13 protein-coding genes and 1 other annotated feature are annotated in these 15,728 nt (G+C 46.2%); all 13 genes read left to right on the forward strand.

The window, feature by feature from the left end:
* The first annotated feature begins 238 nt into the window (after window positions 1–238).
* The 13 genes from rpmG to fusA all read left to right on the forward strand — a co-directional run bounded on the left by rpmG (window position 239) and on the right by fusA (window position 15,718).
* On the forward strand, window positions 239–388 hold the full coding sequence (rpmG, locus tag P22_RS19585; RefSeq protein WP_054261919.1) for a 50S ribosomal protein L33: 150 nt from the start codon (window positions 239–241) through the stop codon (window positions 386–388).
* A gap of 160 nt (window positions 389–548) precedes the next feature.
* Entirely contained in the window at window positions 549–767 is a 219-nt protein-coding gene (gene secE, locus P22_RS19590; protein ID WP_054261920.1) for a preprotein translocase subunit SecE, read from the forward strand.
* 39 nt (window positions 768–806) lie between these two features.
* Window positions 807–1,337 carry a transcription termination/antitermination protein NusG gene (gene nusG, locus P22_RS19595; RefSeq protein WP_054261921.1) on the forward strand — a complete coding sequence of 177 codons (531 nt, stop codon included), beginning with the start codon at window positions 807–809 and terminating at the stop codon, window positions 1,335–1,337.
* An 87-nt stretch (window positions 1,338–1,424) separates the two neighbouring features.
* A complete protein-coding gene (gene rplK, locus P22_RS19600) occupies window positions 1,425–1,850 on the forward strand; it encodes a 50S ribosomal protein L11 (RefSeq protein ID WP_054261922.1) in 426 nt (141 codons plus the stop codon).
* A 62-nt stretch (window positions 1,851–1,912) separates the two neighbouring features.
* The gene (gene rplA, locus P22_RS19605) at window positions 1,913–2,620 is read left to right on the forward strand and encodes a 50S ribosomal protein L1 (RefSeq protein WP_054261923.1); all 708 of its coding nucleotides are present in this window, start codon (window positions 1,913–1,915) and stop codon (window positions 2,618–2,620) included.
* Between the two features lie 27 nt (window positions 2,621–2,647).
* Window positions 2,648–2,787: a sequence feature (ribosomal protein L10 leader region), on the forward strand.
* A 24-nt stretch (window positions 2,788–2,811) separates the two neighbouring features.
* Window positions 2,812–3,342, forward strand: coding sequence for a 50S ribosomal protein L10 (gene rplJ / locus P22_RS19610; protein WP_054261924.1), 531 nt, complete (start codon window positions 2,812–2,814; stop codon window positions 3,340–3,342).
* A gap of 78 nt (window positions 3,343–3,420) precedes the next feature.
* Window positions 3,421–3,795: a 50S ribosomal protein L7/L12 gene (gene rplL, locus P22_RS19615; RefSeq protein WP_054261925.1), complete on the forward strand. Its 375-nt coding sequence runs from the start codon at window positions 3,421–3,423 to the stop codon at window positions 3,793–3,795.
* Window positions 3,796–4,219: 424 nt separating this feature from the next.
* Window positions 4,220–8,044 carry a DNA-directed RNA polymerase subunit beta gene (gene rpoB, locus P22_RS19620; RefSeq protein ID WP_054261926.1) on the forward strand — a complete coding sequence of 1,275 codons (3,825 nt, stop codon included), beginning with the start codon at window positions 4,220–4,222 and terminating at the stop codon, window positions 8,042–8,044.
* Window positions 8,045–8,069: 25 nt separating this feature from the next.
* Window positions 8,070–12,032 (forward strand): DNA-directed RNA polymerase subunit beta', encoded by a 3,963-nt coding sequence (gene rpoC / locus P22_RS19625; RefSeq protein WP_054261927.1) that lies wholly within the window; start codon window positions 8,070–8,072, stop codon window positions 12,030–12,032.
* Window positions 12,033–12,338: 306 nt separating this feature from the next.
* Window positions 12,339–12,584, forward strand: coding sequence for a ribosomal L7Ae/L30e/S12e/Gadd45 family protein (locus P22_RS19630; RefSeq protein WP_054261928.1), 246 nt, complete (start codon window positions 12,339–12,341; stop codon window positions 12,582–12,584).
* 96 nt (window positions 12,585–12,680) lie between these two features.
* Window positions 12,681–13,055: a 30S ribosomal protein S12 gene (gene rpsL / locus P22_RS19635; RefSeq protein WP_054261929.1), complete on the forward strand. Its 375-nt coding sequence runs from the start codon at window positions 12,681–12,683 to the stop codon at window positions 13,053–13,055.
* Between the two features lie 66 nt (window positions 13,056–13,121).
* Complete coding sequence (rpsG, locus tag P22_RS19640) at window positions 13,122–13,592, forward strand: 30S ribosomal protein S7 (protein WP_054261930.1); 471 nt, start codon at window positions 13,122–13,124, stop codon at window positions 13,590–13,592.
* Between the two features lie 47 nt (window positions 13,593–13,639).
* The gene (gene fusA, locus P22_RS19645) at window positions 13,640–15,718 is read left to right on the forward strand and encodes an elongation factor G (RefSeq protein WP_054261931.1); all 2,079 of its coding nucleotides are present in this window, start codon (window positions 13,640–13,642) and stop codon (window positions 15,716–15,718) included.
* Window positions 15,719–15,728 lie beyond the last annotated feature (10 nt).

Below are 15,728 nucleotides of genomic sequence, written 5' to 3' on the forward strand. Positions count from 1 at the left end.
AAAATGATGTATAGAAATTAGGCGTGATGGTAAAATATAGAGCAGGGGGCAACCCCTGTTTTATATTTATGGCAATGAAGCATGTCAGCGGGACACTTGACAATAGCCGCAGTCCGGTCAATAAAATTATGATACAGCCGGGCAGGTGGGCTATTGACAGCCTGATTCAAGTATGGTAGATTATATTAGTGACATTTGAGAAGTTGCCATATTTACAGGTAAGCGAGGTGTACTAATCATGCGTAATGCGGTAACATTGGCCTGTACGGAATGTAAACAGCGTAATTATCAGACCAATAAAAACAAAAAGAATGATCCGGATAGGTTAGAGTTAAATAAATACTGCAAATTTTGCAAAAAACAGACTGCCCATAAAGAAACAAAGTAGTATAACTATGCTTTAATGATGATTAGGACGCGGAGGCATAGCGATAAGCAAAGAGCGGTGTTGTGATTTCATAAGTGGGGTTTAGTTTGTCTGCTGCTTCCGGCCGGGAAGCTTACTAATGGTTTAGCAGCCTGGGCAAAAGAGATGGGGATGTGAGAAAATGGCAGCCCAAGAGACGGCAGTTCAAGGCAGTGCTTCACGTAGCAGAAGATTTTTGCGTGAAGTCAAGGCAGAGCTAAAAAAAGTATCATGGCCAAGTAAACAAGAGCTTATTTCGTATACAGGAATTGTTTTTGTTGCTGTTGTTTTTGTTGCAGTTTTGATTTGGGGAATCGACACGGTTTATACCAAACTTCTGCACGTGTTCATAAACAAGTAAGCTAAGGGGGTATGGGGCGCTAGCGCGTCCCGTAAGGCTATGGAATCCGAAAAGAAATGGTATGTAATCCATACATACTCCGGGTATGAGAATAAGGTAAAGGCCAACTTGGAACGTAAGGTTCATTCGATGGGAATGGAAAATGAGATTTTCCGGATTTTGGTACCGATGGAAGATGAAGTCGAAATCAAAGACGGTAAAAAAAAGGTTGCCAAGAAAAAGGTTTTTCCCGGTTATGTTTTGGTTGAAATGATTGTTAATGATAGGTCCTGGTATGTTGTGCGTAATACACCGGGAGTAACCGGCTTTGTCGGTTCGGGGACTAAGCCTATCCCGCTTACAGATAGTGAAGTAAAGCATATTTTAAAGTCGATGGGAATAGAGGAAGTGAAACCCAGGCTGGATATTGCTGTTTCTCAGCCAGTGCGCATTACTTCTGGAGCATTCGAAAATTGGACGGCTACCGTGCTGGAAATTAATCATGACCGTGCGAAGCTTAAAGTTTTGGTCAATATGTTTGGCCGCGAAACTCCGGTTGAATTAGATTTTTCTCAAGTTGAGAAAATGTGAGGCTGTTTCTAGCCGAACAGTCTTTTACGTGGGAGGGTTGTCTTGACAGCCCGATACACCACATTTTGGTATAAGGAGGTGTGATTGATGGCAAAAAAAGTTGTAAAAATGGTTAAATTGCAAGTTCCTGCTGGTAAAGCCACTCCGGCGCCGCCGGTTGGTCCTGCCCTCGGTCAAGCTGGTGTCAATATCATGGCATTTGTTAAGGAGTTTAACGAAAGAACGGCAGCTCAGGCCGGATTAATTATTCCGGTTGAGATAACCGTGTTTGAAGATAGATCATTTACTTTTGTTACGAAGACTCCTCCGGCTGCTATATTGCTGAAAAAAGCCGCAGGTATTGAAACAGCTTCCGGCGAACCGAATAAAAAGAAAGTTGCCAAGGTTTCTCGTTCTAAAGTGCGTGAAATTGCCGAGAGCAAAATGCAGGATTTGAATGCTGCCAATGTTGAAGCGGCTATGCGCATGATTGAAGGAACGGCTCGCAGCATGGGTATTGATATCACTGAATAAGTGCTGCTTGCTGTACGTGGGAGGATAATCCGCTATACCACATAAGTAAAGGAGTTCGTAAGATGGCGAAACATGGTAAGAAGTATACTGAAGCTGTGAAATTGCTGGAAGAAAACAAAGCTTATGAAGTTGAAGAAGCTTTGGATTTAGTCAGAAAAACAGCTAGTGCGAAATTTGACGAAACTGTTGAAGTTGCCGTGAAACTGGGTGTTGACCCTAAACATGCGGATCAACAGGTTCGCGGAGCGGTAGTATTACCGTTTGGAACAGGTAAAACAAAGCGCGTGCTGGTATTTGCAAAAGGCGAAAAGGCCAAAGAAGCCGAGGCTGCCGGAGCAGATTACGTAGGCGCAGAGGATATGGTGGAAAAAATCCAGGGTGGATGGACTGATTTTGACGTCGTTGTAGCTACGCCCGATATGATGGGAATGGTTGGCCGCCTTGGTAAAATTCTTGGTCCGAAGGGCTTAATGCCAAACCCTAAGGTCGGTACCGTAACGCTGGATGTAACCCGGGCGGTTAATGAAATCAAAGCAGGCAAGATTGAATACCGTACCGATAAAGCCGGCAACATTCACGCTCCTATCGGCAAGGCGTCGTTTGATGCAGAAAAATTATTGAAAAATTTCTATACCCTGATAGATACATTGATCAAAGTGAAGCCGGCTGCAGCTAAGGGGCAATATATGCGTAATATTACTATCAGCTCAACCATGGGGCCGGGTGTGAAAGTAAACCCGCTTAAGGTTTCCGGCGGTAAAAAAGAGTAGGTGCTAGTATCCCGGCTGAGAATACAACTCAATATGTTTCATTGGCTGTAGACAGCAGGTAATGGTAATGGATGTAAGTCCGCCTGCCGAGGCCGGGGATTAGTCGTATGGCATTGCCTTAGCGACCTCCGGTATATACTGCCTGGAGGTCGTTTTTATTTATTATTTATTAGTCAGGAGGTGGATATAAAGTGGCTGTAACTTCAGAAAAGCAGGCTGTGGTAGCTGAATTAAAAGAAAAACTGCAAAACACCAAGGGTGCTGTTCTCACGAATTATCGTGGCCTAACTGTTGCGCAAGACACTAACCTGCGCCGTAAATTGCGTGAAGCAGGTGTTGAATACCGGGTTGTGAAAAACACAATGACCCGTATTGCGGCTAATGAGCTTGGTATTCAAGGTTTGGATGCTCATTTGGAAGGACCGACTGCTATTGCCATGTCCTTTACTGATCCTGTTGCGCCGGCAAAGGTAATTTCGGAGTTTGTAAAAGAAACCAAACTTCAGGTGCTGGAAGTCAAAGCAGGACTGGTAGAAGGAAAGGTGATTGATACTGCAGGTGTAAAGGCGCTGGCCAGCTTGCCGTCGCGCGAGGTGCTCATTTCCAAAGTACTGGCAGGTATGCAATCGCCGATTGTTGGCATTGTCAATGTTTTACAAGGCAATCTTCGCAATTTGGTTTATACGCTTGAGGCTGTACGTAAGCAAAAAGAATCGGCGTAATTTGTAACAAAGCGAAGGGTTTATCGTTCCTTAACAAATTAATGATTTATTATATTGAAATTTTGGAGGTATGTAAAAATGACTAAAGAAGAAATTTTACAAGCGATTGAGAGCATGACTGTTCTCGAACTGTCCGAATTGGTAAAAGCTTTGGAAGAAAAATTCGGTGTGACTGCTGCTGCTCCTGTTGCTGTAGCTGCTGCTCCTGCTGCTGGCGGCGCTGCTGCTGCCGCTGAAGAACAGACTGAGTTTGATGTCATCCTGGCTAATGCCGGTGGCAGCAAAATTAACGTTATTAAAGTGGTTCGTGAAGTAACCGGCCTTGGTCTGAAAGAAGCAAAAGAACTGGTTGACGGTGCTCCTAAACCTGTAAAAGAAAAAGTTTCCAAAGCTGATGCGGAAGCAATCAAGACTAAATTAACTGAAGCAGGCGCAACTGTAGAAGTTAAATAATAACACAGGATTCTAAAGCAAAAAGAGTGCCAATTTTGGATACTCTTTTTGCTTTTTTGTTACTAAAGCCAAAATTATTGACAATTAATCTATTGTATGATATTATTCTTTAATGCGATGCAAGTTTTTTGCAAAGAACTTACAGAATTACGATTAACCAAACGAAAATCTATAGCAGGGACCATGGAGTATATATACTGCAAATTTACCCTTTTTGTATACATAGGCAGCCGTAGTGTAGAATTGTATGTATAATTAGCTAATTGGCAGGAAATAGTAATATGGTGGGAGTAAAATTCTCATCTTACGACCAAGGAGCAAGGTTAAAATTAACGAAAGACCTTGCTTATTTCTCGTATATTGCTCTTTTCTTGTTAATATATGTTTGGTTTAGTTCAAATTGGACTAAGGGGTGAAAGATTTAATGTTCAATCCTGTTCCGGTGGGCAAAAGAAATAGGTATAGTTATGCCAAAATTAATGAAGTACTGGACATGCCTAATCTGATTGAAATTCAGAAGAATTCGTACAACTGGTTTTTAAAGGAAGGTCTGCAGGAGATTTTTCACGATATCTCGCCGATTCAAGATTTTACCGGCAATTTAGTATTGTCTTTTGAGACATTTACTTTAGGTGAGCCAAAGTATTATGTAGAGGAATGCAAAGAGCGGGATGTAACTTATTCCGCGCCTTTGCGTGTCAATGTTCGTTTGATTAACCGCGAAACGGGTGAAATCAAAGAGCAGGAAGTGTTCATGGGAGATTTTCCGCTTATGACCGACAATGGCACATTTATCATTAATGGTGCTGAACGTGTTATTGTCAGTCAGCTTGTCCGTTCGCCGGGGGCTTATTATGGTGAAACGATTGATGCCAGCGGCAAAAAATTATACAATGCCACGGTAATTCCGAACCGTGGGGCGTGGCTGGAATTGGAAACCGATGCCAATGATGTGATTTATGTGCGCGTTGACCGTACCAGAAAACTTCCGGTAACGGTGCTGATTCGTGCTTTGGGATGGGCTTCCAATGCATCCATTGCTGAATTGTTTAATGAGGATGCCCGCATTCGTTCTACTCTGGAACGTGACAATACCGACTCGAAAGATTCTGCGCTGGTGGAAATATATAAGCGGCTGCGTCCTGGTGAACCGCCTACGGTGGAAAATGCCACACAGCTTTTAGAGTCGCTCTTTTTTGATCCGAAACGCTATGATTTGGCAACTGTCGGACGGTATAAACTGACCAAGAAATTAGGCTGGCGCCGCCGGCTGATGGGCAAAATTCTTCATAAACCCTTGATAAATGAAGAAACCGGGGAAATCCTGATTCCCTCCGATGTTGTTATTGATGAGAAAAAGCTGGATGAAGTGGAAGCAAAGGGCTTTGGTACTGACGGTCTTATTAATGTGATAGTAAAACAAAAGGATGGCGAACCTGTTAAAATGATTTGCAATCCTACGCTGCCTTATTCTCATCGAACCATTACCCGCGAAGATATTATTGCCGTAATTAGTTATCTGCTGAATCTCATGGACGGATTTGGCAATACCGACGATATTGACCATTTAGGTAACCGGCGTTTGCGCTCGGTTGGCGAATTGCTGCAAAATCAATTCCGTATCGGTTTGTCCCGGATGGAACGGGTCGTTAAAGAACGCATGACCATACAGGATATTGATGTGATAACACCGCAGGCGCTAATTAATATCCGCCCAGTTGTGGCTGCCATTAAAGAATTCTTCGGATCAAGTCAGTTGTCACAGTTTATGGATCAGACCAATCCGTTGGCGGAGCTTACCCATAAACGCCGCTTAAGTGCCCTGGGGCCGGGTGGCCTGAGCCGCGAGCGTGCTGGCTTCGAAGTCCGTGACGTCCACCATTCCCACTATGGACGCATGTGCCCGATTGAAACGCCGGAAGGTCCGAATATCGGCTTGATTGGTTCTTTGGCCACTTACGGACGTATTAATGAGTTTGGTTTTATCGAAACGCCTTATCGCAAAATTGATAAAGAAAATCATAAAGTTACCAATGAGGTGCGCTATTTAACGGCTGATGAAGAAGATGAGGTTATTTGCGCTCAGGCCAATGAAGAACTGACTCCTGAAAGCTGGTTTAAGGCACCGCGGGTCATTGTCCGTTACCGTCATGAAAACTTAATGGTGCCTCCGGAACAAGTCGACTATATCGATGTATCGCCCAAACAGGTTGTATCGATAGCGACGGCGATGATTCCTTTCCTTGAAAATGATGACGCCAACCGGGCTCTGATGGGTGCGAACATGCAGCGCCAAGCGGTTCCGCTTTTACGGACCCAGGCCCCATTGGTGGGCACGGGGATGGAATACAAAGCGGCCTGCGATTCAGGGGTCGTCGTATTGGCGAAAAATGCTGGCACGGTGGAAAAAGTTACAGCTGTTGAAGTCCAGATCAGAACCGATAATGGCGCTTTGGACACCTACAAGCTCTTGAAATTTATCCGCTCGAACCAGGGAACCTGTGTAAACCAGAAGCCGATCGTTTATAAGGGCGAACGGGTGGTTAAAGGCCAGGTGCTGGCTGACGGTCCGTCCACCGATAAGGGTGAACTGGCCTTGGGCTTTAATGTACTGGTGGCCTTCATGCCTTGGGAAGGCTATAACTACGAGGATGCCATTCTTTTAAGTGAAAAACTAGTTAAAGAAGACGTATTTACTTCCATCCATATTGAGGAATATGAGTGTGATGCGCGGGATACAAAACTTGGACCGGAGGAAATTACCCGTGATATCCCCAATGTCGCTGAAGAAGTTTTGAGGGATCTTGATGACCGTGGTATTATTCGTGTTGGTGCCGAAGTGCGGCCCGGTGATATTCTGGTTGGCAAGGTAACGCCGAAGGGAGAAACCGAACTGACGGCCGAAGAACGCCTGCTGCGGGCTATTTTCGGGGAAAAAGCCCGGGAGGTCAGGGATACTTCTTTACGCGTGCCCCATGGCGAAGCGGGGAAAATAGTCGACGTCAAAGTGTTCAGCCGGGAAAACGGCGACGAACTGCCGCCGGGAGTCAATCATCTGGTACGTGTGTATATCGCCCAAAAGAGAAAAATCTCTGAAGGTGATAAGATGGCTGGCCGTCATGGTAACAAGGGGGTTGTTTCGCGGATTATGCGCGAAGAGGATATGCCCTTTTTGCCGGATGGTACGCCGGTGCAAATTGTGTTAAATCCACTGGGCGTTCCTTCGCGCATGAATATCGGTCAGGTATTGGAAACCCATTTGGGTATGGCTGCTGCTGCTTTCGGTATGCAGATTAAAGCGAAAGATCCTACCGTGGAAGAACGTTTGCGCAAGGTTGGTTATGATGTTGATAAATATGGCTTGCCGAAACCGGATGTTGCCGGAATTCACATGGCCACTCCGGTATTTGACGGTGCCAGGGAAGAAGAAGTCTTTAAAACCCTGGAAGCGGCCGGACTGTCACCGGATGGTAAGACCGTTCTGTATGACGGCCGTACCGGTGTGCCGTTTGATAATCCGGTAACGGTAGGGTATGTATATATTCTGAAGCTGGCCCATTTGGTTGACGATAAGATTCACGCCCGTTCTACCGGTCCTTATTCGCTGGTTACCCAGCAGCCGCTGGGCGGTAAAGCGCAGTTTGGTGGTCAGCGTTTCGGAGAAATGGAAGTTTGGGCGCTGGAAGCCTATGGTGCTGCCTATACGCTGCAGGAATTGTTAACAGTCAAGTCTGACGACGTGGTAGGCCGTGTGAAAACCTATGAAGCCATTGTTAAGGGTGAAAATGTCCCTGAACCTGGCGTGCCTGAGTCCTTCAAAGTTCTGATAAAAGAATTGCAAAGTATCGGGCTGGATGTAAAGATTCTTACAGAGGATGCTCAGGAGATTCTTATACGCGATTCCGATGAGGATGTACATGAAACAGCGAAGGAATTGGAATTGACCATGGGCGGTGATGCGGGTGAACGCGTATCGCCGCAGGAGCGCAAGCTCAAAGATATAGAACCGGATATGGTGGAAGACTTCGAAAATAACGATGATGCCGAACCGATGGAAGAGGAATTGGACATTATTGCGGAAATCGGCGAAATGGACGCGGAAAAATTCTCAATACCTTCGACGGATTTCGATGATGATGATGATTTTGAGACAGTAGTGAAGAAGCCTGCCGCAAAAAAACTTCAGGACCGTGACAAAAGAGGCAGAACCAATGAGTATTTAGATGATCTGGATGATGATTTTGAATAAATTTTAAGAAGGGAGTGACAACCCTTTGTTGGATGTTAATAATTTTGATTCTATGCGAATCGGGATAGCTTCACCGGAGCAAATACGAAAATGGTCGCATGGCGAAGTGAAAAAGCCCGAAACAATTAACTACCGTACCTTAAAACCGGAACGGGAGGGTTTGTTTTGTGAGAAAATTTTTGGACCGACACGGGATTGGGAATGCCATTGCGGCAAATACAAGCGGATTCGCTATAAAGGCATTGTTTGTGACCGTTGCGGAGTGGAAGTAACCCGCTCAAAAGTTCGGCGTGATCGTATGGGGCATATCGAACTGGCTGCGCCGGTTTCGCATATCTGGTATTTTAAGGGTATACCCAGCCGGATGGGGCTTATTTTGGATATCTCTCCCCGTTCACTGGAAAAGGTACTGTACTTTGCTTCTTATATTGTGCTTGATCCCGGGGATACCCCGCTCATGAAACGTCAGTTGCTAAATGAAAATGAGTATCGTGAATATCGGGACAAATATGGCAGTGCTTTTAAAGTGGGCATGGGCGCGGAAGCCATTAAGAAATTGCTGTCCGAACTGGATTTGGAAAAGTTGGGCAAAGAATTGCGCCAGGAACTGAAGGAAGTCAGCGGCCAACGGAAAGTCCGGGCCATACGCCGGTTGGAGGTTGTGGAAGCATTCAGAAAATCCGGCAACCGTCCGGATTGGATGATTATGGACGTTGTTCCGGTCATTCCGCCTGAACTCAGACCGATGGTTCAGTTGGACGGCGGACGGTTTGCCACTTCGGATTTAAATGACCTGTATCGACGGGTAATCAACCGGAATAACCGGCTGAAACGGCTACTGGATCTGGGAGCGCCTGACATTATCGTACGCAACGAAAAACGTATGCTGCAGGAAGCGGTAGACGCTTTGATTGATAATGGCCGCCGTGGCCGGCCGGTTACCGGTCCCGGCAATCGTCCGCTGAAATCCTTGAGCGACATGCTCAAAGGTAAACAAGGGCGGTTCCGTCAGAATCTGTTAGGAAAACGTGTTGACTATTCCGGCCGTTCGGTAATCGTTGTCGGCCCGGAGCTAAAACTCCATCAGTGCGGGTTGCCGAAAGAGATGGCTCTTGAATTATTTAAGCCGTTTGTTATGAAGAAGCTGGTCAATGCCGGTCATGCTCACAACATTAAGAGTGCCAAGCGAATGGTAGAAAGAGTGCGTCCGGAAGTATGGGACGTTCTGGAGGAAGTTATTAAGGAACATCCTGTTCTTTTAAACCGTGCACCGACTCTGCATCGCCTGGGTATTCAGGCTTTTGAACCGGTTCTGTCGGAAGGCCGGGCCATCAAAATACATCCATTGGTATGTACGGCCTATAATGCCGACTTCGACGGTGACCAGATGGCTGTGCATGTTCCTCTTTCTGCGGAAGCGCAGGCGGAAGCACGCTTATTGATGCTGGCTGCCCATAATATCTTATCCACCAAGGATGGTAAACCGGTGGCTACACCGACTCAGGATATGGTTCTGGGATCTTACTATCTGACAATCGAAAAACCCGGTGCTTTGGGTGAGGGATTATTTGTTACCAGTATTAATGAAGCTTTGCTAGCCTATTATCATCACGAGTTGTCCCTGCATGCCAAAATTAAAATCCGTCTGCTGGTCAATGGCAAAGTGGAGCGGGTTAACACCACAGTGGGACGTTTAATTTTCAATGAAGCCTTACCGGAAGAGATACGGTATTTTTATCAGCAAGACGGTGAGTGGTGCCTGGGCATTCTTATGGATAAGAAGCAGTTAGGCAAACTGGTGGCCGATTGTTACCGGCGGTTTGGTAACTCCAAAACAGCTAATGTTTTAGATGGCATTAAAAAACTGGGCTACTCCTTCGCCTGTCGTGCAGGTGTTACGGTAGCTATATCGGATATCAAGATTCCACCGGCTAAAAAGGAAATTCTCAGTACTACGGAAGCTAAAGTCGATATGATTGACAAGCAATATCGCCGCGGTTTAATTACCGAAGATGAGCGATATAAGAAGATCATTGATCTTTGGACCAAGGCTACGGAAGATGTAACTACAGCTATGATGAACAATCTGGATAAATTTAATCCGGTGTATATGATGGCAAATTCCGGTGCCCGTGGTAATATCCAGCAAATTCGCCAGCTGGCCGGTATGCGTGGATTGATGGCCGATCCTTCCGGACGAATTATCGACTTACCTATCAAGGCTAATTTCCGTGAGGGACTTACCGTTCTGGAATACTTTATTTCCACCCACGGTGCCCGCAAGGGGTTGGCGGATACGGCGTTAAGAACGGCTGACTCGGGTTATCTCACCCGTCGCTTGGTTGATGTCGCCCAGGATGTTATTGTGCGTGAAGATGACTGCGATATCGCCGGCATTAATCTGGTTCGCGAACGGGCGCGTTTGGCGAAGTCGAGTGCCGGGGCCATTACTTTATTGAAGGATACCCTGCTGGGCCGTGTTCTGGCGGCTGATGTGACCGATCCTAAAACGGCAGACGTCTTAGTGCCGCAGGGCAGCACGCTGGATGAAGAAAATCTGCAGTTAATCGGCGAACATGGTGTACCGGAGATCATTCTTCGCGGTTTGAATGCAACCGATGAAGAAGGCATGGATAATGCCGCCGCCACTGATCTTGTTCTGTTGGGTGAGCCGGAAGAAAAGGTCCGTCGGGCGTTAAAAGAATCCATGGTTCGTGAGATGTTGGGTAAAAATACGGTCGGCGCCGTGAAAAACAGTCAGGGTGACGAACTGGTTGCCGATAATGTTCCGCTTACGGAAGAGCATATTGAACAAATTCTCAACAGCGACGTACGGGAAGTGAAAGTTCGTAACAACAACATTAAAGGCATTGAAGTGGAAGCTATTATGGAAAGCGGCGGTGTTATCGAACCGCTGAAAGATCGTATTGTCGGCCGGATTGCCGCGGAAGAAATTGTTCATCCGGAAACCGGTGAAGTGATTGTCCGCTTAAACGAGGAGATTACAGAAGAACTGGCCGACCAAGTGGTAGCCGTACGTAAAAAAGTCTCCATACGTTCCGTATTAACCTGTAAATCCCAATACGGGGTATGTATTAAATGCTATGGACGTAATCTGGCTACCGGCCATTCTGTGGATGTTGGTGAAGCGGTAGGGATTATTGCCGCGCAGTCCATTGGCGAACCGGGGACTCAACTTACCATGCGTACCTTCCATACCGGTGGTGTTGCCGGTGATGATATTACGCAGGGTCTGCCGCGTGTTGAAGAATTGTTTGAGGCGCGCAAACCGAAACGCCAGGCCATTATTACGGAAATTGACGGTACGGTTGAATTTAAGGAAACCAAGGGAATGCGTAAACTGACCGTTGTTCCACCGGCGGGCGAAGAACGCGTTTATCAGATTCCCTATGGTGCCAGAGTCATCGCTAAAGATGGCGATGTGATAGAAGCCGGTGACCGCCTGACAGAAGGTGCCGTTAATCCGCATGATATTCTGCGGGTAAGCGGGCTAAAGGCTACACAGCGTTACCTGGTTTACGAAGTGCAGAAAGTATACAAATCACAAGGCGTGGAAATTAACGATAAACATATTGAAGTCATCGTGCGTCAAATGATGCACAAGGTTAAGGTGGAAGAATCCGGCGATACGGAATTACTGCCGGGAGAATATATTGACATCAATACTTTCGAAGATGAAAATACCAAAGCCATTGAAGCCGGTGGTGAGCCGGCCGTAGCCAGACCAATACTGCTCGGCATTACCAAAGCATCCTTGGCAACCGATTCTTTCTTGTCGGCTGCATCGTTCCAGGAAACGACTAGAGTACTGACTGAGGCTGCGATTAAAGGAAAGATTGATCCGTTACTGGGTCTTAAGGAGAATGTAATTATCGGGAAATTAGTACCTGCAGGTACTGGTATGAGCCGTTACCGTAATATCAAGGTCAACCGGTTGTCGGCAAACATGCCGCAGACGGCGGAATAACGTTTACCGGCAAGTGGATGTAACAGACAAATGGCAGAGGGCACTTGACTTGCAAATATAGTCAGGTGCCCCTGTTATGCATCTACTGTTTTTTTGCCGCGGATGGCGCTGCTTTCAGGTTTTACAATGCATTTCAGGGTGTTTTTGATACTCCAGGAGCCGTGGGCATAAAAAAAGCCCTAAAATCTAGAGAAAATAGTGCTTTAAAGCTGGTTTTTTGTTGACACTTAGATTTAGAAATGATACTATATTAGAGTGCCTAAAAGATAGTTGGATTTGATTGCTAAATAGTAAGGAGTGATCCGGGTGTCTTTAGATACGCTGAAACAAGCTTCAAAGGTAATTGGCGTCAAGCAAGCCGTTAAAACGGTGGAAAAAAATAAAGCCAGTAAGGTTTATATGGCTCAGGATGCCGATGAACGGATTGTCAGGTCGTTGCGTGATGTCTGCCAGCAAAACCATGTACCAATTGAAATGGTAACTACTATGAGTGAATTAGGTAAGGCTTGCGGTATCGAAGTAGGAGCTGCTGCAGTGGCAGTTTTGCGTTGAGGACAAAATGTTGATAAACATTTTGCCCTTTGTATCCATAACAATGGGCAAAATTTTTTATAATAAAATCCAAACTTTGAGGAAGGAGGTGCACTAATGCCAACAATTAGCCAATTAGTTCGCAAAAGCAGACAGGAATTGGAGAAAAAATCTACGGCACCTGCTTTGAAGGAATGTCCGCAAAAGCGTGGTGTTTGTACAAGGGTATATACAACTACTCCGAAAAAACCTAACTCCGCATTGAGAAAGGTAGCGAGGGTGCGTCTGACTAACGGAATCGAGGTAACTGCTTATATTCCGGGAATCGGACACAATCTGCAGGAGCACTCGGTTGTTCTGATCAGAGGCGGCAGGGTTAAAGACTTGCCGGGCGTACGTTACCATATCGTTCGCGGTGCGCTGGATACTGCTGGGGTGCAAAAACGCAGCCAGGGCAGATCGAAATACGGCGCAAAACGTGCTAAAAAATAAAGTAGATTGATTTTAAATACACGATAGTGTTTATGATCAAGTTTGTGAAGAAGGAGGGAAATGTGAATGCCTAGAAAAGGTCCTGTCCCTAAGCGTGATGTATTGCCGGATCCGGTGTACAATTCCAAGATTGTCACTAAATTCATCAATAAAATCATGATGATGGGGAAAAAAGGCGTTGCGGAAAACATCGTATACGATGCTTTTGATATTATCCGGGCTAAAACCGGTAAGGATCCAATGGAAGTATTTGACACTGCGTTGAAAAATGCTATGCCCGTACTTGAAGTTCGCGCCCGTCGTGTTGGTGGAGCAAATTATCAGGTGCCGGTGGAAGTTCGTCCTGATCGTAGATTGTCGCTTGGTATTCGTTGGCTGGTAAACTACTCCAGAAGCCGTGGGGAAAAAACCATGCATGAAAGACTGGCTGCAGAACTTCTGGATGCTGCCAATAATACCGGTGCAACAATTAAGAAAAAAGAAGATACTCATAAAATGGCTGAGGCCAATAAAGCATTTGCTCATTATCGCTGGTAAACCGGGGATAGGAAGAAGGGAGCAAGAAACAGTAAGGAGTGGTAAAAGTGGCCAGGAAGTTTCCTCTTGAAAAGACGCGGAACATTGGCATCATGGCACATATAGACGCCGGTAAGACCACTACGACTGAGCGCATTCTTTTTTATACTGGTAGAGTACACAAAATTGGTGAAGTGCATGATGGTGCTGCTACAATGGACTGGATGGTTCAAGAGCAGGAAAGAGGTATCACGATTACCTCGGCGGCCACGACTTGTCAATGGCAGGGTCATCGCATTAATATTATCGACACACCGGGGCACGTGGACTTTACAGTAGAGGTAGAACGCTCACTCAGGGTTCTTGACGGATCAGTTGCCGTGTTTTGTGCCAAAGGCGGTGTAGAGCCACAGTCTGAGACCGTGTGGCGTCAGGCTGATAAATATGGTGTTCCCCGTATGGCATATGTAAACAAAATGGATACGATCGGTGCGGATTTCTATCGCGTTGTGGATATGATGAAGACCCGTTTGGGTGCTAATCCGGTACCGATTCAGTTGCCGATCGGCTCTGAAGATTCCTTTAAAGGAGTCGTCGATCTGATTGAAATGAAGGCCATCGTTTATACCGATGACCTGGGAAAAGTAAGTGAAGCAACCGAAATTCCCGAAGATATGAAAGAACAAGTAGAAGAATACCGTCAGGGGCTTTTGGATGCCGTTGCTGAGAGTGACGACGAATTAATGATGAAATATCTTGAAGGCGAAGAACTTACTTTGGAAGAAATTCGCGACGGTCTTCGTAAAGCGACGATTGCTTGTAAACTGACCCCGGTATTGTGCGGTTCTTCTTACAAAAATAAAGGGGTACAGCCTTTACTGGATGCGGTGGTGGCATTTATGCCGGCACCGACCGATATTCCGGCTATTCGCGGTGTTAATCCCGACAGCGGCGAAGAAGATGAACGTGCTGCTGACGACAAACTGCCGTTCTCGGCACTGGCCTTTAAAATTATGGCCGACCCCTATGTCGGCAAGCTGGCGTTCTTCCGGGTATATTCCGGAAACCTGGGTGCAGGCTCCTACGTTTACAATTCAACTAAGGGCAAAAAAGAACGTATCGGACGTATTTTGCAAATGCACGCCAATCATCGCGAGGAAATAGAAACCGTTTATACCGGTGATATTGCCGCTGCTGTTGGTTTAAAAGATACCACTACCGGCGATACGCTATGTGACGAAAAGAATCCGATCATTCTTGAATCCATGGTTTTCCCGGAACCGGTTATCCATATTGCCGTTGAACCGAAAACCAAAGCCGACCAGGATAAAATGGGTGCGGCTCTGGCAAGACTGGCGGAAGAAGATCCGACTTTCCGGATGCGTACCGACCATGAAACCGGCCAAACCATTATTTCCGGGATGGGCGAACTGCATTTAGAAATTATCGTTGACCGTATGCTGAGAGAATTTAAGGTCGAATGCAATGTCGGCAAACCGCAAGTTGCTTATCGTGAGACAATTAGAAAACAGGTTAAGGCGGAAGGGAAATTTGTCCGTCAGTCCGGTGGCCGTGGTCAATATGGTCATTGCTGGCTGGAACTTATTCCGCAGGAACCCGGTACGGGATTCAGCTTCGAAAGTAAAATCGTCGGCGGTGCTATTCCGAAGGAGTACATTGCTCCAATTGAAACCGGTGTAAAAGAGGCGATGGACAGCGGTGTGCTGGCCGGTTATCCGGTAGTTGACGTAAAGGTTGTCGTTTATGACGGTTCGTACCATGATGTTGACTCCTCGGAAATGGCCTTTAAAATCGCCGGATCGATGGGCTTTAAAGCCGGTGCGGCTAAAGCCAGCCCGGTCATTCTTGAGCCGTATATGAGAGTGGAAGTTGTTGTTCCGGAAGAATATATGGGAGATGTTATCGGTGATTTGAATTCCCGCCGCGGACGTATTGAAGGCATGGAATCCGTAGCAGGTTCCCAGTCTATAAAATCCTTCGTTCCGCTGGCTGAAATGTTCGGTTATGCAACGGACCTGCGTTCCAAAACTCAGGGTCGTGGCAATTACACCATGACTTTCGACCATTACGAAGAAGTTCCGAAAAATATTGCTGAAACCATTATCGCCAAAGGGAAAGGCGCTTAAGTAAACATTT

This window comes from Propionispora sp. 2/2-37, assembly GCF_001298735.1.
Taxonomy (GTDB): Bacteria; Bacillota; Negativicutes; order Propionisporales; family Propionisporaceae; genus Propionispora.